Genomic DNA, 22,087 nt, shown 5'->3' on the forward strand with positions numbered 1-22,087 from the left:
TGTATTAGAATCCGTAACGGAGACCAATCTGTACCTGATAAGGATTACCATTCAGATTAGAAACACCGGTATTTGCATTTACATTGTAAACATACTGCTTTTGTTCGGAATCAAAGCTTTTGATCGAATAAATATTTTGTTTACCTAAGTTATGCCCGGAACCCCAATTCTTACTGAACAGGTTGGCTACGTTAAAGATATCGACAGACAATTCGATATTTTGTGTCTTATAAATCTTGAATTTCTTTGCGATACGCAGGTCGAACGTTCCGTAGAAACCGTTTACGCCACCGTTGCGCTCAGCTACTTTACCGAAACTTTTACGGATATACTTTTTGGTGCTTTCTTCCACATCCGGGTTATCGAGTATAGACTGGATACCTTCACGCAGATATTGAGGAGTTGCGGCATCGTTCGGATCATAGATATAAGCCAGGTCGTTGGAAGAGACAAAGTCACCATTCACATTCCCGTTCACAGCCAGTGAATAACGTGTTCCTCCCAGCCCGGAGAAACGCAGACCGACGCTTACTCCCCAGAAAGTAGGTGCCGTACCATAAAATACAACTTTATGACGGAACTGATTATCAGAATAACTCATTCTGCTCAGGTCGCGAGGATCGTCGACAACCATCTTAGAAAGGGTTGCTGAGTTAGCCACGTTACCATTATATGAAGTATTGTCTCTTGTATCATTCCATGTATAACTGAAAGCGATCTCCCCGTCATTCAGATAACGCCAGGTTCCGTCGACAACGAATGCAAACTGGTTCACCTTTCCTTCACTGTTCAGTTCAAGTACACGGCCTATCTTATCCGTCTTACGTCCCTGTGTCCAGTCGGCCGCACCGTTTGTCGGGTTGATACTTTCGGCAGGAACATATACGCCGCGGTTTCCTTCGGCTGCCAGGCGGAAGAACGGTTCGTCTGCCATATTCCGGTCTACGTACATATAATTATTACGTCCCAAAGTCATGAAACCGCTTACTCCCATTTTCAGGCGATCCGTAAAGAAGTGGGTGTAAGAAAAGTTTGCTTTATAGACAACCGGAACTTTCGCATCAGCCCCGTTCATATTGATAGTGGCTAACTTGGGAATATTCGGATTATTAAACAGGTCGGCACCGGGAGCCGTAGACGGGTCTTTGCGGTAAGACTCGAAATCGGGAGTCGGAACCAGATCACCGGTCAGATCGACCGACAGCACTTTGGTTCCATCGAATACCATATTATTAATCATCGCATAGTTATTGATATCCGAAGCGAAGATACCACCACCGAGGCGGATAATATCGGTATGCTTTTCGTTTACATCCCAGGTGAATTGCAGACGGGGCTGAACCTGAAAAGTAGTCAGGCCATTGTCCGTACGCAGACCCAATTCATCATACACGGTCTGGTTGAAATTTCCTTTATTGAAGTAATTGGCGTTATCGATACGAAGTCCCGCCGTCATTTCAAATCCGGGGAAAAGCTTCGTCTGCAACTGGCCGTACACTCCGGTATTCAGGATATTCTGTTTTACACGCTGGTCCGGATCGAGATATACCTCACGTACATAACGATAAGGTTTCAGGTCATTGAAATTATCCATTCCGGTGAAGTAAAAGCGACCGTTTGCTTCACTGCCATAGCGGGAGTCCATATTGGTGTACATCAGATCGGCACCAAAGGTGAAGTTAATCTTATTGGTGGTATAGTATAAGTTATCTACCAGGTGCAATACATTATTATAGAAGTTCTCCGGTGAATAACGTTGTCCGCCCAGCTGGATAGTTGTATTAACATCCTTGTTGTCTACCGTCGACTGTACCCGCTCCACGATGGCACGGGGGATATTTGCGGAAGGCAATTGCTTATTCGGTGTACTCTCTTCCGAAGTGTATAGATGCTGTAACTTCAACTCGTTGGTGATACGCGGTCCCAGTACGGAACGCAAAGTAGCCAGGATACTATTATCGATGGAATGTACATCACCATATACTTCATACAGGTTGATGGAACTGTTATCGCCCAATGCCTGTTTGTTACGGTCGTTCACATAGTTGTCGCGGATGGTCAGTAAGTTGGTCGCATTCAGCTGCCAGTCGATACGGGCGAATACGGCATCGGTAGCCTGTTTCTTATCGAAAGAGCCGAATTGGGGCGAGTTGGCTACTCCATATTTATTACGGGCGATTTCCAGATACTGATCCAATGTCGATTGCGTCACGTTGTAACGCTTTTCATCGGCTGCACTTTTGATATCGGCAATCTGCAACGGGCGGGAATCGGCCTGATGATCCCAGGCCAGGAAGAAATGGGCGCGGTTCTTAATGATCGGACCGCCCAACGTAGCACCATACTGATAGGTAGAGAAGCTGGCATCACGGTCATTACCACGAATATCATAAGGACTTGAAAGCCAGTCGGCACGTCCGTACACAAAGGCACTTCCGGTCAGGGTGTTCGTTCCCGACTTGGTCACTGTGCTGACGGCACCACCTCCACTGCGTCCGTAAGTTACATCATATTGATTGGTTACTACTTCAAACTCACGGACTGCTTCCATCGAAATGGCATAAGGTCCGCCGTTACGGTTCGTCGTTCCGCCCGAAGTAGGATTCTTTGCCGACATACCGTCGATCGTGAAATTGGTGGAAGAAGCTAACTGGCCGGAGAGGCTGCTCCCGGTACTCAGCGGGGAAAGGTCAACCAACGAGGTAAAGTTACGCCCGTTCACCGGCAATTTGGCAATATCTTTTGCCGTAACGGAAGTAGCTGCACCGATCTTCGGTACCGTATTCTTCAATGAGTTGGCCACTACTTCGACCGCTTCGATCTCGACCGATGCCTCCTGCATCTTAAAGTCCACGCGAAGCATATCGCCCTGGTTCAGCGAATAACCGGTTTTCTTCTGTTCGCCATAGCCGATAAAAGAGGCTGTTACCGTATAAGGCGATCCGAGAGGCAACTGCTTGATGATATATTCTCCTTTCTCATTCGTCATAGAACCGGTGAAAAAGCCGGTCGACTCATTTTTTACCTGGATGGTAGCACCGATAATTGTTTCGCCAAACTCATCGACTACCGTTCCGGTAATAATGGCCTGGGTACTCCCCTGTGCATTCACTGCACCGGAGAAACAACAAAATAGTACCAGTAATGCAACTAACTTAGTAAATAACTTCATAAGTAATTGTTCTTTTAATTTGTTTCCATATAGTTTGATGCCGCAAAAGTAGGGCTGCGGTATTGCAGCCATGTGACAACAGAATGTATATTCATTAACATTCCGTTTACTTTTTTGCAACAAAAAACCCAGTGAGCAACAAGCTTCACCGGGCTTCATCAAGCGTATGTCTATAAAGAGGAGTTTCAGTCTTCCAGGGTCTTGATTATCGAAGAGGCTATCTTCAATGTACTTTTACGGCTGATCTTACGCACCTTGTCCGGATTCTCCAGGTTCATGCAGGTGAAGTAATTATTTCCGCGGTATATTTCCTTCTTGTCTTTATCGAATAAGGTATAGCTTACGATATGGAACAAGGTACGGAGAGGTTGTTCCTGCCATTTCAGGTAATGTTGGTTCAAGACCAACAGATAATCGGCTCCGGCATTGTTCAATACCTTCTGTAACTCTTCGGTCGGGACAGACGAGAGGTCGGAATAACTGTCTTCGCTTTCACCGTTCACCTTGATCTCGTTCAGTATCTGTCCGTTCACCAGGTTCTCCGTTGCCGGGATAAACCGGCAACCGCCATCCTTCACCGCGGCTGCGATATTCTCTGCAATAATACTATTATATTCCCGGTCGATATGATCTGCCTGCATACCGGTTTCTTCAGCAATCATTCCGTTATAGAAATAATTGGATTTCACATTATCATGTAAGCCGACAATAAGAATCTGCTTCGCATGATAGTCACTGCTTTCTTCCTTTTTACTTCCTTTAGCCGAAGCAGTCACTGAAATACCCAGCGCAAACAACAGCATGATAATAACCTGAACATTGAATAACTTTCTCATAACTCTTTTCATTCTTGATTTTGGTCACAAAAGTAAAGTAGCCGGATTGCGACTTTGTTACAAACAGATAAAGTTCTTATTTCAGACTAAAATACCAACCGACATTGATTTGTATCACGCCATTATTGGATGTATTATCATACATAGAGTCGCTCAAACCTCCGGCATCTTTAAATATATTCGTCAGACCGATATTATAATTGGCAGAAACCGCCAGGCCGCAATCCAACAGATAACCGGCTCCCACTCCCAGAGAGAAATCGACTTTATTCACATTCTCCCTTATACTACCGGTTATCCGTTTCTGATATCCCGGCATATCGGAAACAACCATGTCGCTTACGTTCGCCCTCACGTTTATTCCCAATTGGGGACCGGCGAAGACATTAAAACCTTTAAAGAGATAAGCTTTGACATAAACCGGAATATTCAGATAGTCACATTTAAGTTTAGAGGTTACGCCTTTATCATCATACTGGTAGCCTTGCATGGAATAATACAACCCCGGCTCAAGGGCAAAACGCGACGAGAAACGATACTCACCGGCTACACCGATATTCAATCCCGGCCGCATATCGGCCCCATAAGGTGTCAGATTAGCCAGATTAAGCCCGGCTTTAGGTATAAAAGAGAACTCCTGGGCATTTACCTGAGCGGCAATCCAGAGAAACATAACAAACATTATCCATCTTTTCATATCAGTATTTTATTTATGTATACCTATATGATGATTTCAGCAGATCAAAAGTTGCAACGGAGTATTAAAATAAAAAGGAAGAAATAACAGTAAACGATAATAACCATAGTTCTGTACGAACTAAGCGGAATAAATCAGACTGAGAAAAACACAGTGCAAAAATAGTAAAAAAGGAATACAAAATGGTAAAATATCATTTTATTATTATAATATCTGCAAGGTTTATAAAATACTTTTTCACACAGCATTCAGCCAAACGACATTTTTTAAGATTTACCACCGCTTACAGACTCACTTTATCTCTCTCCTAAAACAGCCACAAGAAGCTCATTCGAGATAAAAGCAAACAGTTCGTACAGGACTACGTCATATATTTCAATGAAAGAACACAAGTAAACATTATTCTAATATCTAATAATGAGGCCTATGATGTAAAAAAAAGTGTCGTTTACCCGAATACGTATCAAATACGTAATTTTTATCAATTCAATTTATTAAATCTAACTAGTATTAATTAAATTATGAAGAAAGCAATTAAATCGATTTCTTTCAGGGATACAGTCTATGTATCCACATTCTGCCTGTTACTCTCTGCTTTACCAGCAAATGCAACAGACACAAACAGCTATAAATCAGAAGACATACCTGTATCAAACACTGTACAACAAAATAGGGCTATTACCGGTAAAGTCATTGATACCAATGGTATTCCCATTATCGGGGCAAATGTCGTGATTAAGGGCACAACCAATGGAAATATCACAGATATGGACGGTAAGTTCACGCTCGAGAATGTTCCTGAAAACACTATTTTACAAATCTCTTATATCGGTTATAAAACCCAGGAAGTTGCCGTACGGAATAAGTCCAAATTCGAGATCACATTGGAAGAAGATGCTGAAAACTTACAGGAAGTAGTCGTTGTCGGTTACGGTAGTACGGTGAAAAAAGACCTGACCACTGCCGTGACAAGTGTAAAAAGTAAAGACTTTTTGCAAGGGGCTTCCAATAGTCCGTTACAGATGATCGACGGTAAAGTAGCCGGTGTATCCGTATCCAATACGGCAGCCGCCGACCCGAATGCCAGTCCGAGTATCCAGGTACGCGGAGCCTCTTCTTTGAAAGCCGGAAACGGCCCGTTAATCGTTATCGACGGGATGCCGGGCGGCGACCTGCGGAATCTTGCCCAGCAAGACATCGAATCTATTACTGTATTGAAGGATGGTTCCGCCGCTGCCATCTACGGTTCCCGCGGAGCGAACGGAGTTATCCTGGTTCAGACGAAGCAGGGGAAAGCCGGTAAAGTATCCATCACATACGATGGTTATGCCGAACATGACTTCGTTGCTGCACGACCGGAAATACTGAGCCCGGAAGAGTTTGTGGCCAACAATATCGGAAAGGATTACGGTTCCCGTACAAATTGGTATGACGAGTTGCTCAACAAAAACAACTTCGGACAGAACCACAACCTGGCCCTCTCCGGTGGTAGCGAATCGAGTATCTTCCGTATCTCGGCAAACTACCGTTCAAAAGAAGGTATGGACATTGCCACCGACCGCAAAGAATACGGTTTACGTGCCAGCTTCAAACAAATCACTTTAGAAGGTTTATTGGAAGTGACAGGAAACATATCCTATCGTTACGCCGATGAAGACAACACCGATTACGGAAGTTTCAAACAGGCAGTCGAACTGAACCCGACCTATTCGAAAGACGAAATGGATGCATTCCGGAATAACTTCGACAGTTATAACCCGATCTTCAACCTGACAAGACGTGAAAACGGAGCTACACAGGAATACCTGACTACCGACTTCAACATCAAACTCAACATCCTGAAGAACCTGAATACCGAATTAAAACTCGGCCGCCAGGGACATGACAAGAAGAAACGAGAGTATTATTTTAAAGACCATCGCGAGTCGATCAACAACAGCCGTAACGGACGTGCCCGCCTGGAAAATGAAAAATGGGTGGACTATACGTTAGAATGGTTAGGCAATTATTCGCTGGATATAGATCAGCACCACCTGAAAGTAATGGGCGGTTACTCCTATCAGGAATTCAACTGGGAAAAGTTCAATGCCGAAAACATGAACTTCCCGACAGACGCTTTCCTGTACAACAACCTGGGAGCCGGCGACTACAACAAGGCCGACGGACGTCTGGGTATGGAGTCTGATAAAAACAAAGAAAAGACGATCGCTTTCCTGGGACGTGTCAATTATGATTTCGATAATACTTTCCTGTTCACGGGTTCTATCCGTTATGAAGGAAATACTAAATTCGGTACGGATCATAAATGGGGTGCTTTCCCTGCCGCTTCTGCCGCATGGCGTGTTTCCCGTCTTTCCTTCTTCGAAGACTCTCAAACCGTGAATGACCTGAAACTCCGTTTCTCTTACGGACAGACCGGACGCTCGGGCTTCGATAAATACATCTCCCTGGCGAAATATACCGGTTACGGATGGATGCCGAACAGTGAAGGTAAATGGGTTCAGGTGTACGGCCCGGGAAACAACCCGAACAGAGACCTGTCCTGGGAAAAGCAGATTTCCTACAACCTGGGGGTCGATTATACCTTGTTCAACTCCCGCCTATCCGGTAGTTTAGACCTTTTCATCCGTGAAGGGAAAGATGTAATCGGTGAATATCAGGTGCCGGTTCCTCCCTATTTGCACGAAAAGATCATGACTAATGTAGGTACAACCAATTCCAAAGGTTTTGAATTGCAGGTAAACTGGGATGCCGTACAAAACGACAAGTTCACCTATTCAACCAACGCCACGCTTTCCTATACCAAATCGAAGCTGAAATCATTCTCTAACGAGAAATATGAGTTGGGTTATATGGAAGGCGACGGTCTGCCTTCACCCGGAAACCCCGGCCCGTGCCAGCGTTTGCAGGATGGTATTGAAATCGGTTCATTCTACGGATACCGCTACGCCGGTGTCGATGAAGATGGAAATATCATGGTTTTCAAAGATGGTATCAAAGGAGGCGAAACCGTACGGGGACGTGACGCCAACGAAGCGGACAGAACCTATATCGGCAACGGTACGCCCAAATGGGAAATGGCCTGGGGAAACACATTTACTTATAAAGGATTCGACCTGTCCCTTTATTTCCGCGGACGTTTCGATTACCAGATCCTGAATCAATATCAGATGTATTATGGTTTGCAAGGGGTAACAGGTATTAACAAGCTGACATCCGCCTATAAGGAAAATGCCCATATCAAAGGAGAAAAGATCATGTGCGACTACTTCCTCGAAAACGGTAATTACCTGAAACTGGATAACATCACGCTGGGATGGACACCTAAACTGAATACGAAATGGATCTCCAACCTGCGTATTTATGCAACCATGAAGAACGTATTCACCATCACGAAGTATTCAGGCGGCATGGACCCGTCAAGTGTCGACGTCACTGGCTTATGGGCTGGTAGAGGCAGTATGGATTTATATCCGACAGCCCGCAACGTATCATTCGGAGTTCAAATCAGTTACTAAACTAAAAGTATATACAGCATGAAAAATATAAAATCACTTTGTGCAGTCAGCCTGATGGCTACCACCATGGCTTTCACTTCCTGTACGGATCTGACGGAAGAGCCATTCAATATATTGACAAGCGACAACTACTTCACAGACAAAGCGTCTGTCGAAGCAACCGTACTCCGTCCCTACGAACATGCCCAATGGTGTGGCTGGGACGGCGACCGCTGGCAGTTGCAGGAACTTACCGGCGACCATTTCGTCTGGACACAGAAAGGACGCCACGGCTACGACGACGGACAATGGGTTCGCCTGCACGAGCATAAATGGAATTACGATATGAACCAGATCAATGGAGGCTGGGTCGGTCCGTATCAGGGTATCCAACAGATCAATTCACTCCTTCGCGACTTCAACGTCCTGGACTTCCAGGCCATGGGGATCACAGATGAAGAGAAAAACAATTATATCGGCGAACTACGTACTTTACGTGCCTGGTTCTATATCTTCCTGATCGACTTCTACCGGAATGTACCTATCTTCACGGAAAAGGATGCACCGGACGAACTGCTCGCCCAGGCTACACCCGAAGAAGTATTCAGCTATATCGAGAGCGAACTGAAAGATGTATTGCCTCAACTGAAAAAAGAGAATATCGTCGGTCGTTTCACCCAGGCTCCTGCTGCGGCATTGCTGGCCCGTATCTATTTCAATTCGCAGGTATGGCTCAATGTCGACCGTTCGGCAGACTGTAAAACATTCTGCGAAGATATCATTGCCGGTAAATACGGGGAATATCATATCAACCAGAACGATTACCGCGATCCGTTCCGCTCCGGCATCAAAGGATACAGGTCGCCTGAACTGTTGTTCGAATTCCCTCACAAACGCAATGTGTACCAGTTCGGCGGTTTCCATGATTCTTTCCTGCATTATACTTCCGGCCAGGCTTTGGGTAATCCCGACGGTGGCAACAATGGTATTCACATGACACCTTCACGGGATTTCGATGGCAACGTGTATAGTTTCGCCAGCCAACTGGGAACCCCGTATGAAAAGTATGCAGACTGCGATTATCGTAAACAACCGTTCCAGATCACCAGTGCCAACGGCGATTACGAAGGTTTCTTTATGATCGGAACCCAGTATAAGTTCGACTATACCAAAGGATACGGCTATACAGATGAAACAGTGAAAGGAACAGAAGAATACAAAGGTGAACCGTTGATCTACGTAGATCAGGTAGGACGTTTCTCCGAAGGTCTCAATACAGCTAAAGAAAAAGGTTCGCGCGTCACGACAGGGGAAGAGAATTCGGGTGTGCGCTTCAACAAGTTCCCCTACTTGCAGGAAGGTGACGGATTGTATATGTGCCAGTCTGCTCCGGAAATCCGTCTGGCTGAAATCTATTACATGCTGGCTGAGATCAATTACAGAAGCGGCAATAAGACAAAGGCTGCCGAATTGCTCGACTTCGTACGCGTCAGAAACTATCCGGCAGACGAATGGAGCAAATACAGCTATACACAAAACCCGGCTCTATTGACCGATCAGGAGTTTGTAGACGAATGGGGACGTGAGTTTATCGGCGAACGCCGCCGCCGTTCGGACCTGATCCGCTGGGGACGTTTCGGAAATGCCTGGTGGGATAAAGGAACAGACGCTACCGATAAGGAATACACAATCTTCCCAATTCCAAAGCGTCAGATGGATGCCAACCCGTTGTTAAAGCAGACAACAAAAGGCTGGTAATAATCCGGTAGAACGAATATGGATAAGTAGCCACTCTAACTAACAATTTCGCACTTAATAATAATATTTCCAGGCTGCTTATTCATAAAAAAAAGGTTGCAATGTTCAGTACATTGCAACCTTTACTTTTATAAAGATGTATCTCTTTCCTTCCCCATGGTAACGTAAGAAATTTCACGTTTGCACAGACAATCCCTTTCTGATTAAAAGCGCCAGCCGAGATTAAACTGGAAGACACTGTTCAGGTAAGTTTTTCCATATGAATCCTTAAACGGATTAAGAAAACCGATTGTATAGCCGGCCGAAGCTAACAACCCGGAATCAAACTGATAGCCCAGACCAACTCCCAGACCCAGATCAAACGTTTTCAATGTAGAAGCACCTTCAAACGGATCGACATCATCCCTTCCGAAGGCTTTCACTTTATTTGTCTCATGTACTTTAATACTAATTTGAGGACCGCCGAAGAGATACAAACCGCCTACATTCGAATACCATTTAGCATAAACCGGGATATTCAGATAGTCGGCTCCACAAGTCATGGTACCGTCCTGACTCTGACCATTTTCATCAGCTATAACAATATCTCCTTTTGCTCCCTGCATCGAATAATAAACTCCCGGCTCGAATGCAAACCTGGAAGTTAACAAGAATTCTCCAGAAAGACCGACATTAAGACCCGGACGAACTCCCATATCGTATAACCCCGTTATTGTTGACAGATTCAAACCGACTTTCGGTATAAAATGGAATTCCTGAGCAAATCCATACACCACACCTAAGCAAGATAACAATAAGGCAAAAGCAATCTTCTTCATTATTTTATTATTTAAAGTTTACTTTATAACGCCGACTACACAGCTTTAGTATAAAAATGAAGCACAAATATATCCTACAAGCCTTGTAAAGAAACGGCTTACCGCATACACCCCCAAAAAACAAAGAGAGTGAATTCCCGATTCAGAATCCACTCTCTTGTTTTCATATAAAGTATTTCTCTTTTTCTTACTTCTTGTTTTCTTCAATCCACTTGCGTGCATTTACAAAACCTTCGATCCACGGAGTTACTTCGTCACCTTTACGGTCAGCAGGATAATAACCGCACTGCCATGGGAACAAAGCACGTTCCAGGTGAGGCATCATAGCCATGTGACGTCCGTCGTGTGAGCAGACACCGGCAACCGACCAAGGCGAACCGTTCGGATTGGCAGGATAGCCTTCGTAGTTGTATTTAAGAGCAATATGATATTCTTTCTCTTCGTACGGGAAGCTGAACTTTCCTTCTCCGTGTGTGATCCAGATACCCAGTTTCTGTCCGCTCATCGGACCGAACATCACTGAATGGTTCTTCGGGATCTCTACAGAGATAAAGTTAGACTCCAGTTTGTGAGAGTCGTTATGCAACATCTTATGTTTCTTTTCGTGTTCCGGATAAACCACACCCAGTTCAGCCATCAGCTGGCAACCGTTACAGATACCCAGACTCAACGTATCGGGACGTGCATAGAAGTTATCCAATGCTTTCTTTGCCTTTTCGTTATACAAGAAACCACCGGCCCATCCCTTGGCTGAACCTAAAACGTCGGAGTTGGAGAAACCACCGCAGAATACGATCATATTCACATCTTCCAGTGTTTCACGTCCCGAAGCCAGGTCGGTCATGTGAACGTCTTTCACGTCGAAACCGGCCAGATACAATGCGTAAGAGGTTTCACGTTCGCACTGGCAACCCTTTTCACGGATCACGGCAGCACGGATACCGCTCTTACCTTTACGGTCGGCAGTCAGGCCGTAGTCAGCCAGCTTACCGGTGAAGTTCTTGCCGTATTTAAATTCCAGCGGCTGCATCTTATAGTTTTCGAAACGGTTGCCTGCGCATACACTACCGCTCTGCTTGATATCCAGTTTGTAAGACGATTCGTACCACACGTCACGCATATAGTCGATGCCGAAGTGATACTGAACACCGTCTTTTTCCACCAGGATATGACGCTCGGCAGTCGGCTTGGCGATGATAGCGAAACCGACACCGGCTTCTTCCATCAGCTTTTCGAACGCCTTCTTGTCCTTCACCTGTACCAGGATACCCGGGTTTTCAGCGAACAGGATCTTCACGATGTCTGTTTCCGACAGTTTGTCCAGGTTGACTTCCAGACCGCCTTCAACGTTTGCAAAGCACATTTCAAGCATGGTAGTGATCATACCACCAGCCGAAATATCGTGTCCGGCAAGGATCAGATCTTTCTCGATCGCATCCTGCACGGCGTTGAACGCATCTGCGAAATATTCGCTATCCTTCACGGTCGGCACTTCATTACCCAGCTTGTTCAAAGCCTGCGCAAAAGCAGAACCGCCCAACTTCATCGTATCGAACGAGAAGTCTATATAATATATGTAAGAATTCTTTTCGTGAGCCAATACAGGAGAAACGATCTTGCGAATATCGCTTACCTCAGCACCTGCCGAGATAATTACCGTACCCGGAGCGATCACCTTATCGTCGCCATACTTCTGCGTCATCGACAAAGAGTCTTTACCTGTCGGGATATTGATACCCAGTTCGCAGGCAAAATCAGAAGCAGCCTGAACAGCCGTGTACAGACGGGCGTCTTCTCCTTCGTTGCGGCACGGCCACATCCAGTTGGCACTCAAAGAAACACCGGTCAACTTATCTGCCAGCGGAGCGAATACGATATTCGTCAACGACTCGGCGATAGCCATTACCGAACCGGCAGCCGGATCGACCAAAGCCACCTGCGGAGCATGACCGATGGAAGTAGCGATACCAGCCTTTCCGCGGTAATCCAATGCTACGGCACCTAGGTCACTCAACGGCAACTGCAATTCACCCTGGCACTGCTGACGGGCAATCTTACCTGTCACAGAACGGTCTACCTTATTAGTCAACCAGTCTTTACATGCAACAGCTTCCAGTTGGAGTACATTCTCCAAGTAATGATGTATTTCTGAATCTTTATAAACCACCGGAGCATACGTTTCGCTCACCGTATGGTCTGTCATGATTGTTCTAGGCGGTTTACCGAACATATATTCCAGCTTGATGTCGATCGGTTTCACACCGTCGGCCTGCTCGAATACGAATTTCATATCGTTAGTCGTTTCACCTACTACATACATCGGAGAGCGTTCGCGGTCGGCAATGCGGCGTACGCGGGCAACGTCTTCTTCCTTCATCAGTAAGCCCATACGTTCCTGGCTCTCGTTTCCTACGATTTCCTTGGCAGAAAGCGTCGGGTCGCCAACAGGCAACTGGCTCATATCGATGTGTCCGCCGGTAGCTTCCACCAACTCAGACAGACAGTTCAGGTGACCGCCTGCACCGTGGTCGTGGATGGAGATTACCGGATTGTTGTCAGACTCGGCAATCGCACGGATCACGTTCGATACACGTTTCTGCATTTCCGGGTTGGCACGCTGTACGGCGTTCAACTCGATACCGCTGGTGTACTGTCCTGTATTTACAGAAGATACGGCACCACCGCCCATACCGATACGGTAGTTGTCACCACCCAGCAGTACGACCTTTTCACCCGGCTGAGGATCACCCTTCAAAGCATCGCGCATATTGGCATAACCAACACCACCTGCCAGCATGATCACTTTATCGTAAGCATATTTCTTATTATTCTCTTCGTGTTCGAAAGTCAGTACCGAACCGCAGATCAGCGGCTGGCCGAACTTGTTACCGAAATCAGAAGCACCGTTGGAAGCCTTGATCAGAATCTGCTCCGGTGTCTGGTACAACCAGGGGCGCGGGTCCAGTATCTTCTCCCATTCACGGGCACCTTCCGTACGCGGATAAGCAGTCATGTAAACGGCTGTACCTGCGATAGGCAAAGAAGCTTTACCTCCGCCCAGACGGTCACGGATCTCACCACCTGAACCGGTAGCAGCACCGTTGAACGGCTCTACCGTTGTCGGGAAGTTATGTGTTTCAGCTTTCAGGGAAATAACCGATTTAATTTCCTTTGTTTCATAGAAATCAGGCTGATCGCCGCTTGCCGGAGCAAACTGTTCGATCACCGGACCTTCGTTGAAAGCCACATTATCTTTATAAGCAGAAACCAGTTTGTTCGGGTTTTCTGCCGATGTTTTCTTGATCAGGTTAAAGAGAGAGCTTTCTTTCTCTTCTCCGTCGATAACGAATGTACCGCCGAAGATCTTGTGACGGCAGTGTTCCGAGTTTACCTGTGCAAAACCGTACACTTCGCTGTCGGTCAGCTTACGTTCCAGCTTCTGGCTCACTTCGTTCAGGTAAGACACCTCTTCAGCACTCAGCGCCAGCCCTTCCTGTTGGTTGTAAGCTGCAATATCTTCGATATAAACAATCGGATCCGGTTGTTTACTGATCGTGAAGATATCCTGGTTCAGTCCGTTGTAAATGCGTTGCAGCATCGGGTCGTGGTCTGCCTCACCGGAAGATACAGGGAAGTATTCTTCGATACGTGAGATACCGCTCAATCCCATGTTCTGGGTGATTTCCACGGCATTAGTACTCCACGGGGTAATCATTTCCCGGCGAGGACCAACATACCAGCCATCCAATGTTTCCGATTGAACGGGAGTTGCTTCACTAAACAACCAAACGAGCTTTTGAACATCTTCAGGAGAGAAAGCATGTGCCGCCTCAACAGCCAGCACCGTCTTTGTTGGAGATTGAAAGAATAGAATCATATCGTCGATTTATTAAGATATTCTTTGTGTGCGACGGATTTCCGTCCGTTCTGTAATCAGCTGGGGTATACCCTCTCGCTTACAGGGTGCAAAGATACAAAATAAGTGGCAGATAAAAGGCAAGCAGACTTACCTTTTTAATATCTAAGTAAACCTCTTCGCCGTTATCCCGGAGAAAACTCCGCTCATCCGTATCTTCTTTGAAACAGTCCGGCATGTTTCCGTAATTTGTTGCCGAAGCAATCTATTGCCGACACTGTCGACAATATTGTCGAGAGCGTCAGCAATATTGTCGACAACGTCGGCAAAGCTTTCGACAGTGTCGGCAAAGCTTTCGAGGGCGTCGGCAACAGATTAGATGTAGAGGCAATTCCACTTTAGAGCATAGAAAACAAGAGGTTCTCCCTGATGTTTTCAAGTATGATTCAGCAAAAGGAATCCATACAGGATATAAGTACCCCAAAACACCTCCCATATATAAGAGAAACATCTTAAAAAAGCAGTTTTAATCAAACTTATTCTTTTTAATAAAGAACGATCTGTATATTTGTATCCTATTTATAAACGACAATAAATCTATCTATTCAAACAGAAAGATTGCTATAAAAAAATGCGGACCTTTAGTTCCAAATAAAATTATCATAAATCAATAGACTAAAAATATCATGAAATCAAATGTACTAATCGGTCTCGGACTAGGAGCATTCCTTGTCTCCCCGACCACCTCACATGCTCAAAAGGCAAAAGAGACAAAAACTCCGAATGTCATTTTCATCTACGCTGACGACCTGGGTTATGGCGACCTGGAATGTTACGGTGCAACGAAAGTGAAAACACCTAACGTGAACAAACTGGCAGATACCGGTATTCGCTTTATGAATGCCCATGCCACAGCATCTACCAGTACACCATCGCGCTACTCGATGCTGACAGGAGAATATGCATGGCGTCATCCGGGAACAGATATTGCAGCCGGAAATGCCGGAATGATCATCCGTCCCGAACGTTATACAATAGCTGATATGTTCAAAAACTCAGGATATACCACTGCCGCTCTCGGTAAATGGCATCTGGGATTAGGAGACAAAGATGGTGAACAGGATTGGAATGCTCCTCTCCCTACAGCCTTGGGCGACCTGGGATTTGATTATTCCTATATTATGGCAGCAACAGCCGACCGCGTTCCTTGTGTTTTTATAGAAAATGGAAAAGTTGCCAATTATGACCCTTCCGCTCCGATAGAAGTGGACTATCAAAAACCGTTTGAAGGCGAACCGCTCGGTAAAGATCATCCTGAACTACTCTATAACCTGAAACATAGTCACGGTCACGACATGGCTATCGTAAACGGTATCGGCCGTATCGGCTATATGAAAGGTGGTGGTAAAGCACTCTGGAAAGATGAGAACCTGGCAGACTCCATTACAGTCCATGCCATCAACTTCATCAAAGAAAATAAAGAGAAGCCGTTCTTCATGTATTTTGCTACAAATGATGTACATGTTCCCCGCTTCCCTCACGAACGTTTCCGCGGTAAAAACGAGATGGGATTAAGAGGGGATGCTATCGTACAATTCGACTGGAGTGTCGGTCAGATCATGAACACTCTGAAAGAACTGGGATTAGATGAAAACACATTAATCATCCTATCCAGCGACAATGGTCCGGTATTGGATGACGGTTACGACGATCGTGCTATCGAACTGGCAGGCGACCATAAACCGGGCGGTCCTCTTCGTGGAGGGAAATACAGTGCATTCGAAGCCGGAACCCGTATCCCGGCTATTGTCAACTGGCCGAAAGGAATAAAGAAAGCACAGGTGTCCGATGTATTGGTTTCACAAATCGACTGGTTCCGCTCACTGGGTTCCCTGATCGGAGCCACGCTACCGAAAGGATCAGCTCCCGACAGCTACGACCGTCTGGGCAACTGGTTAGGAACAGACAACACAGACCGTCCCTGGGTAATCGAACAGGCAAACGACCATACACTTTCCGTTCGTACAAAAGACTGGAAATATATTGAATCGAGCGATAGTCCTTCCATGATACAATGGGGGCCAAAAATAGAAACCGGTTATCAAAAGGCTCCATCCCTGTACGATATGCGCAAAGTAAACGAACAGGAAAATGAAGCAGAGAAACATCCTGAGATTGTATACAAATTACAGGAAATACTGAAAGATGTACGCAATAGAAAATTGTAAACAGTAGAGATCTTATTCAATATCAATGGCCTGGAGCAAAAGTTCCAGGCCATTTTTATGTTTTTACCTTTTTTTATCAGGGAATAGACATTATCTTTGCAAACTATTGGGCAGAAAATAAAAGGATAATGCTGGGACTTATTAGTAAAGGAATTGTGATAGGCATACTCGTATCGGCTCCGATGGGACCGATAGGTATGTTGTGTATACAAAGAACATTGAACAAAGGACGTTGGCACGGTTTCATTACCGGCCTGGGAGCAGCCTTATCGGATGTAATATATGCCACTCTCACGTGTCTGGGAATGGGAGTCGTCGTTAATTTCGTGGAAGCCAACCAGGCCCCTCTCCAGTTAATGGGGAGCATTGTCTTAGGTCTTTTCGGTTACTATATATACCAAACCAATCCTGTAAAAAACTTAAAAAAGCAACGTGAAAAAAAGTTATCGTTCACACAGGATTTTATTACAGCTTTTCTTCTTACCTTTAGCAACGTTTTAATCGTGCTTCTGTATATAGGTCTATTTGCACGCTTTGGATTTGTGTTGCCGGATCATTCCGTCTGGATGTTGTTAGCAGGGATCGCATGTATTGGTTTAGGTGCCGTTCTATGGTGGTTCGGTATCACATATATAGTTGCTAAATTAAAAAAGTGGTTTAATGTACGAGGAATATGGTTGTTAAATCGGATTGTAGGTACAGTCATTATTATTTTGGCTATTGTAGGAGTATTATCAGTTCTCCTTACCTCATATTTCCATTTGCCATTGCTCCAAATCTATAATTAACATGAAGAAGCTTAAAGTTCCGTATTTAGTAACACTGGATGTTTTGGATTTATCATCCGCAGGATATTTGCTGGAAAGCAAAGCGCACAGAGAGTATATCGATGTAATCAACTGGAAGGAATATCCTTACAAACCGATTGTTGCATTTGATATTGCACGATCAGATATCAATTTATACATACGCTATTTTGTAAAAGGTAATTCATTAAAAGCACTTCATAATGCGGATGGCTCACCTGTTTACACCGATAGTTGTGTAGAGTTTTTTATGAAGACAGTAGAAGATCACAACTACATGAATTTCGAATTCAACTGTATCGGAACCTGTGATGCAGCCCGCCGGCAGTCACGGGAGATCAAACGATCATTGACCACTGACGAATATGCTTCTATCCGCAGGTATTCATCACTGGAAAATAAACCATTCACCGAAAAGCTGGGAGTACACTCCTGGGAGTTGGTTGTAGCCATCCCATTCCAATTAATGGGACTCGATCCGGAAAATCTGCCGGAAAAGATACTTGGCAATTTTTACAAATGTGCCGATGATACAGAGTTTCCCCATTACGTGAGCTGGAATCCTATCGATGTTCCGGCACCGGACTTCCATCGTCCCGAGTTCTTTGGAGAGATCTATTTATAAAACAAACTCTGATTAAAAATAAAAAATACCGGAGAACGGCAGCTGATTGCCATTCTCCGGTATTTTTTTATTTTCTCTTATTGTTTACAATACTTCCTTCAAAATCTTAGTTACCTCCTCGGCTGTAGGATGGATAGCCAGAATCATCCCTTCTCTATCCACCAGATACGTACAACCACCGCTGTTACCAGCACCATACATCTCCCAGATATTCCCTTTATCGTTCAGCTCGACCAGATTCAGCCAAGGATATTTATCCTGCTCAATCGCCTTCTTCATGGCGTCTGTATTATTGTTTTCACGGGCAATACCGACAACTGTAAATCCCTTATTTTTAAACATTTCATAAACCGGTATCATACTAGATGATAACCGACGGCAGGGTCCACACCAAGAAGCCCACAGATCAATCAAAGCCACTTTCCCTTTTATTTGATCGGAAAGCTTTATCATATTTCCATTCAAATCTGGAGCTGTAAAATCAATATAGGAACCACCCACTTTTACATTCATGCTGGCAATGATCCGTTCTATATCTTTCACATAAGGGTGAGAAGCAAATTTTTCCTTATAATTGCTTTCAAATATTTCAGAATAAGCCGAAAATTCCTCTTTACCTGGATAATAACGAGCCATCATCACTGCATGATCAAGCATTTGCTTCAAAAGACATAAACCATTCACAGTCGATTCCTTTTTTATATAGTCAAGCTTCCATTTCCGTATACCATCAAAATATTGTTCGAATTTTTTATTCAACACAAGACCTTCTTCAGAATATTCTTTTCCAGCATTACACAACCGCTCGTATTCTGAGTATAATTTTTGCCTGTCTTCATCAGTCTTTGCATCCGACATCAGTTTTTTCAAATCATATATTTCTTTCGAAAAGTAATGTTCCTTTTTTTCCAGTTCATCCCTTTCCTCTTCTAGCCGGGTTACAGGGTAAAGTTTTTCTATTTCCTTCTGTATACGAATTTCTTCCTTATTCAAAGCACCATCTGCCTGCATAACACTATGTGGACGATGTTCCATTGGATAAAGAGTGAAATGCAAAGTTCCTTTTTCCGAAATAAAATAAGTCGGACGCCAGGCTCCATTCAGTTGTTCATCCCAAAATACTAATTCATACATCTCGTTTTCATCGGTAATGAGCGTATAATTGAACTTACCATCCCTGACAGGTATCGATATAAACGGGGTGGTACGCATATCTTTTCCGGTACGTATTAGTGTAAGGCGGGAACTTTGCGGACGGTCTATTATCTCGCCTTCCAATATACATTCAAAGGTACCGGGTTTAGCCAGTTCTTTCTTCAAGTGTATTCCTTCAATACGAAAATCTCCTTTCTCCGGTCCTTCGATAAAACTGATCGCATCTTCATTCGGATCAACAGGTTCAAATAACAAGGTAACCGAACTATTACCAGACTCAGGCATATAGACTTCTTTATCCAATTCCATATCCGCTGATTTCAATAATTTATATTTTTTTCCTGAAGTTAGGCCTTCCAAATAGGCACCAGAAGAAAGGCGTACCCAATAATTCGGATGGTTATACATTTCTGCATAGAGGATAGTTGCCGTATCCATCAGTTCCACTCTGTAGAGTTCCATCATTGTAGTATTTTTATTATCTATCACCGGATAATCGATGATACGACTCTGCTTTATACAGGAAAGACAAAGGCAAATCATAAAAAAAAGGAATAGTTTCGTTTTCATAATCAGTCAGATCAAAGGATTAATAATTCATCAAAAGTAAGCAATTGATGACAATAGACAAAAAATAAGGGTGAGGATATACCCTCACCCTTATTTAATATACGGCTCACTGGATTATTTATTTTTGTCTTTTGAAAGTTTCATTTCTAAAACAAAGGCGATGATCAAGCCTAGTCCACCGAATAATAGAACGGAAGCTCCATATACAGCACTTTGCATCTCGTAATTATCACATGCTTCTGTAGATATTGACAAAAAGAATCCGAACAATATACCTAAACCGACTCCCACCAGCAGGCAACCCGCTTTCAATGAGCTAAAAGAGAAATTTGTACTCAAGCGGGGTAAACCGATTTTAGCATCAAAAGCAGAAGGATCCAGCTTATCTCCGATCTTCTCAATAATAGCCAATCTCTCTTTTTTCCGTACAAACAATTCGAACAAGCCGTAAATCCCGGCACAAATTATTCCGATAATAAGCGGAACCATAATAAAATTCATCATAGCAGTAAATATTAAATGTTTTATTAATTCGTTTATTAGTTTGACGCAGTTTGGCAGAAAAGGTTACAGTTAGAGATGATAAAATACATAAATGATTTATTTCGTATTTTTATAGTTGTAAGTTGTAACCAAATTACCGAACTTGCGTCCATAAGGTAGAATGGAGTTGTATAGCGACGCATATTATATAGAAAGAGTAGCCGCGGGAGATACAGGTTGTTTTGCCTGCCTTCTGGATAGATACAGCCGTCCGGTTCATTCGTTAATCCTTAAAATGGTACGTAATAAGGAAGATGCGGAAGAACTGGCGCAAGATGTATTTATGAAAGTTTTTCGTAACTTGCCGTCGTTCAAAGCCGACTGTAGCTTCTCCACTTGGATTTACCGGATTGCCTACAACACGGCCATATCCGAACTCCGCCGAAAGAAGCAGGAGTTCGTTGCCATCGAGGAGTCGCAGATTGAGAATGTATCGGAAGAGGAAGTCAGCATACTGCTCGGCCGCACATCGGAAAACGACCAAGTGGAGAAACTGGAACACGCGCTTACCTTGCTTCCTCCGGAAGAAAGGGCAATGATCATGCTCTTCTATATGAAACAGAAATCGATAGAAGAACTGACCGTCATCACCGGCCTTGGTGCATCCAACGTCAAAGTGAAGTTGCACCGCATACGGAAAAAGTTATTTGTATTAATCAAAGGAATGGAGGATCAATAAAAATGGATACGCATAAAGACAACCCGGACATACTGGAAAAGCTGTTTAGCCAACTGCCGGAAGAGGAACTGCCCGCATCCTTCCGCCTGAATGTCATGCAGCAGATTACTAGCGAAGCCGCCAAAGTGCAGAAGCGCAACGAGCGTTTCGGGCTGGCTGCTGTCGTCATCGCTTCGCTTGGCATGCTAGGTATGGCTATCGCCCTTATACTTTATTACATAGGCCTGCCCGAAACTGCCGAAATACAAATCCGGTGGCCCCAAATAGATACAGGCATCTTCAGCTTCTATTTCTATATCGGCATACTGGCCTTGCTGCTCCTGTTCCTCGACTACAGATTGAGGAAGCTGTTTCATAAAGGCAAATCATAACCTTACAAAACGGGCTAGTCCTGCAATCCGAGATTTACCATAATTATAAAAAGTCAGGACTAACTTTGAAAGATGCTCAGCATGAGATAATCGAACGATTCCCCTGGTCACTGTTTCCGGAATATAAAGGATGGCGATTCTCTTTCTATATCCGTAACTTACAGGTAACAGAAGATGGACATTTATCAGATTGTGATGTAGAACTCCTTTACATCAAGTCGGAAAACGAAAAAGTGGCAGGCAACAATCATGCAGCAACAGAGGCTTTCAAGGAAACACTGAAAACCATTTACCCCTGGGAAGTTCTTTATATACACAATCAATTTACTACATCAAATACCAATTTCGTAATGCCTATCCAGGAAAAAAACGACAACAAACAGTAAACTAAAGATAACACAGAATATTACCCGCCTATCATCAAAGTATAGTAGAGAAAGCTCACAGCAGGTAATCACTGAAAGAAATCTTAAGTA

At 44.3% G+C, this 22,087-nt stretch carries 15 protein-coding genes; 8 read left to right on the forward strand and 7 right to left on the reverse strand.

The annotated features are described in order from the left end of the window. Positions 1–4: 4 nt before the first annotated feature. The 3 genes from BQ7394_RS19945 to BQ7394_RS19955 form a co-directional block, all read right to left on the reverse strand. Positions 5–3,172, reverse strand: a complete 3,168-nt coding sequence (locus BQ7394_RS19945) for a TonB-dependent receptor (protein WP_075559001.1) — start codon at positions 3,170–3,172, stop codon at positions 5–7. Between the two features lie 185 nt (positions 3,173–3,357). After that, positions 3,358–4,008: a hypothetical protein gene (locus BQ7394_RS19950; RefSeq protein ID WP_075559002.1), complete on the reverse strand. Its 651-nt coding sequence runs from the start codon at positions 4,006–4,008 to the stop codon at positions 3,358–3,360. A 76-nt stretch (positions 4,009–4,084) separates the two neighbouring features. Then, positions 4,085–4,705: a porin family protein gene (locus BQ7394_RS19955; protein WP_075559003.1), complete on the reverse strand. Its 621-nt coding sequence runs from the start codon at positions 4,703–4,705 to the stop codon at positions 4,085–4,087. Positions 4,706–5,226: 521 nt separating this feature from the next. Between BQ7394_RS19955 and BQ7394_RS19960 the strand changes: the two genes are divergently transcribed. Beyond that, entirely contained in the window at positions 5,227–8,223 is a 2,997-nt protein-coding gene (locus tag BQ7394_RS19960; protein WP_075559004.1) for a SusC/RagA family TonB-linked outer membrane protein, read from the forward strand. An 18-nt stretch (positions 8,224–8,241) separates the two neighbouring features. Next, complete coding sequence (locus tag BQ7394_RS19965) at positions 8,242–9,960, forward strand: RagB/SusD family nutrient uptake outer membrane protein (RefSeq protein WP_075559005.1); 1,719 nt, start codon at positions 8,242–8,244, stop codon at positions 9,958–9,960. A gap of 203 nt (positions 9,961–10,163) precedes the next feature. Here the strand turns inward: BQ7394_RS19965 and BQ7394_RS19970 are convergent, their stop codons facing one another. Continuing rightward, positions 10,164–10,778: a porin family protein gene (locus tag BQ7394_RS19970; RefSeq protein WP_075559006.1), complete on the reverse strand. Its 615-nt coding sequence runs from the start codon at positions 10,776–10,778 to the stop codon at positions 10,164–10,166. Between the two features lie 187 nt (positions 10,779–10,965). Beyond that, a complete protein-coding gene (gene purL / locus BQ7394_RS19975; RefSeq protein ID WP_075559007.1) occupies positions 10,966–14,655 on the reverse strand; it encodes a phosphoribosylformylglycinamidine synthase in 3,690 nt (1,229 codons plus the stop codon). 665 nt (positions 14,656–15,320) lie between these two features. Here purL and BQ7394_RS19980 point away from each other — a divergent pair. From BQ7394_RS19980 to BQ7394_RS19990, 3 genes are all read left to right on the forward strand, one after another. Then, a complete protein-coding gene (locus BQ7394_RS19980; RefSeq protein WP_075559008.1) occupies positions 15,321–16,862 on the forward strand; it encodes a sulfatase family protein in 1,542 nt (513 codons plus the stop codon). Positions 16,863–16,990: 128 nt separating this feature from the next. After that, the gene (locus BQ7394_RS19985; protein ID WP_075559009.1) at positions 16,991–17,650 is read left to right on the forward strand and encodes a LysE family translocator; all 660 of its coding nucleotides are present in this window, start codon (positions 16,991–16,993) and stop codon (positions 17,648–17,650) included. Position 17,651: 1 nt separating this feature from the next. Continuing rightward, the gene (locus BQ7394_RS19990; RefSeq protein ID WP_075559010.1) at positions 17,652–18,293 is read left to right on the forward strand and encodes a carbohydrate-binding family 9-like protein; all 642 of its coding nucleotides are present in this window, start codon (positions 17,652–17,654) and stop codon (positions 18,291–18,293) included. Positions 18,294–18,377: 84 nt separating this feature from the next. Here BQ7394_RS19990 and BQ7394_RS19995 read toward each other — a convergent pair whose 3' ends face one another. Both BQ7394_RS19995 and BQ7394_RS20000 read right to left on the reverse strand, forming a co-directional pair. Beyond that, complete coding sequence (locus BQ7394_RS19995) at positions 18,378–20,018, reverse strand: peroxiredoxin family protein (protein WP_235848786.1); 1,641 nt, start codon at positions 20,016–20,018, stop codon at positions 18,378–18,380. Between the two features lie 114 nt (positions 20,019–20,132). After that, entirely contained in the window at positions 20,133–20,522 is a 390-nt protein-coding gene (locus tag BQ7394_RS20000; RefSeq protein ID WP_075559011.1) for a DUF6249 domain-containing protein, read from the reverse strand. 160 nt (positions 20,523–20,682) lie between these two features. Between BQ7394_RS20000 and BQ7394_RS20005 the strand changes: the two genes are divergently transcribed. The 3 genes from BQ7394_RS20005 to BQ7394_RS20015 all read left to right on the forward strand — a co-directional run bounded on the left by BQ7394_RS20005 (position 20,683) and on the right by BQ7394_RS20015 (position 21,997). Beyond that, positions 20,683–21,240: an RNA polymerase sigma factor gene (locus BQ7394_RS20005; RefSeq protein WP_075559012.1), complete on the forward strand. Its 558-nt coding sequence runs from the start codon at positions 20,683–20,685 to the stop codon at positions 21,238–21,240. Positions 21,241–21,242: 2 nt separating this feature from the next. After that, a complete protein-coding gene (locus BQ7394_RS20010; RefSeq protein WP_075559013.1) occupies positions 21,243–21,611 on the forward strand; it encodes a hypothetical protein in 369 nt (122 codons plus the stop codon). 65 nt (positions 21,612–21,676) lie between these two features. After that, positions 21,677–21,997, forward strand: a complete 321-nt coding sequence (locus BQ7394_RS20015) for a hypothetical protein (RefSeq protein WP_075559014.1) — start codon at positions 21,677–21,679, stop codon at positions 21,995–21,997. The last annotated feature ends 90 nt before the right edge of the window (positions 21,998–22,087 follow it).

This window comes from Parabacteroides timonensis, from assembly GCF_900128505.1.
GTDB classification, from domain to species: Bacteria; Bacteroidota; Bacteroidia; order Bacteroidales; family Tannerellaceae; genus Parabacteroides; species Parabacteroides timonensis.

What these genes read in the sequence shown, in the direction of transcription:
- BQ7394_RS20000 (WP_075559011.1), bottom strand. Translation starts at nt 20,522, where the DNA reads ATGATGAATTTTATTATGGTTCCGCTTATTATCGGAATAATTTGTGCC.
- BQ7394_RS19985 (WP_075559009.1), top strand. Translation starts at nt 16,991, where the DNA reads ATGCTGGGACTTATTAGTAAAGGAATTGTGATAGGCATACTCGTATCG.
- BQ7394_RS19945 (WP_075559001.1), bottom strand. Translation starts at nt 3,172, where the DNA reads ATGAAGTTATTTACTAAGTTAGTTGCATTACTGGTACTATTTTGTTGT.
- BQ7394_RS20010 (WP_075559013.1), top strand. Translation starts at nt 21,243, where the DNA reads ATGGATACGCATAAAGACAACCCGGACATACTGGAAAAGCTGTTTAGC.
- BQ7394_RS19980 (WP_075559008.1), top strand. Translation starts at nt 15,321, where the DNA reads ATGAAATCAAATGTACTAATCGGTCTCGGACTAGGAGCATTCCTTGTC.
- purL (WP_075559007.1), bottom strand. Translation starts at nt 14,655, where the DNA reads ATGATTCTATTCTTTCAATCTCCAACAAAGACGGTGCTGGCTGTTGAG.
- BQ7394_RS20005 (WP_075559012.1), top strand. Translation starts at nt 20,683, where the DNA reads ATGGAGTTGTATAGCGACGCATATTATATAGAAAGAGTAGCCGCGGGA.
- BQ7394_RS19965 (WP_075559005.1), top strand. Translation starts at nt 8,242, where the DNA reads ATGAAAAATATAAAATCACTTTGTGCAGTCAGCCTGATGGCTACCACC.
- BQ7394_RS19990 (WP_075559010.1), top strand. Translation starts at nt 17,652, where the DNA reads ATGAAGAAGCTTAAAGTTCCGTATTTAGTAACACTGGATGTTTTGGAT.
- BQ7394_RS19970 (WP_075559006.1), bottom strand. Translation starts at nt 10,778, where the DNA reads ATGAAGAAGATTGCTTTTGCCTTATTGTTATCTTGCTTAGGTGTGGTG.
- BQ7394_RS19950 (WP_075559002.1), bottom strand. Translation starts at nt 4,008, where the DNA reads ATGAGAAAGTTATTCAATGTTCAGGTTATTATCATGCTGTTGTTTGCG.
- BQ7394_RS19995 (WP_235848786.1), bottom strand. Translation starts at nt 20,018, where the DNA reads ATGAAAACGAAACTATTCCTTTTTTTTATGATTTGCCTTTGTCTTTCC.
- BQ7394_RS19955 (WP_075559003.1), bottom strand. Translation starts at nt 4,705, where the DNA reads ATGAAAAGATGGATAATGTTTGTTATGTTTCTCTGGATTGCCGCTCAG.
- BQ7394_RS19960 (WP_075559004.1), top strand. Translation starts at nt 5,227, where the DNA reads ATGAAGAAAGCAATTAAATCGATTTCTTTCAGGGATACAGTCTATGTA.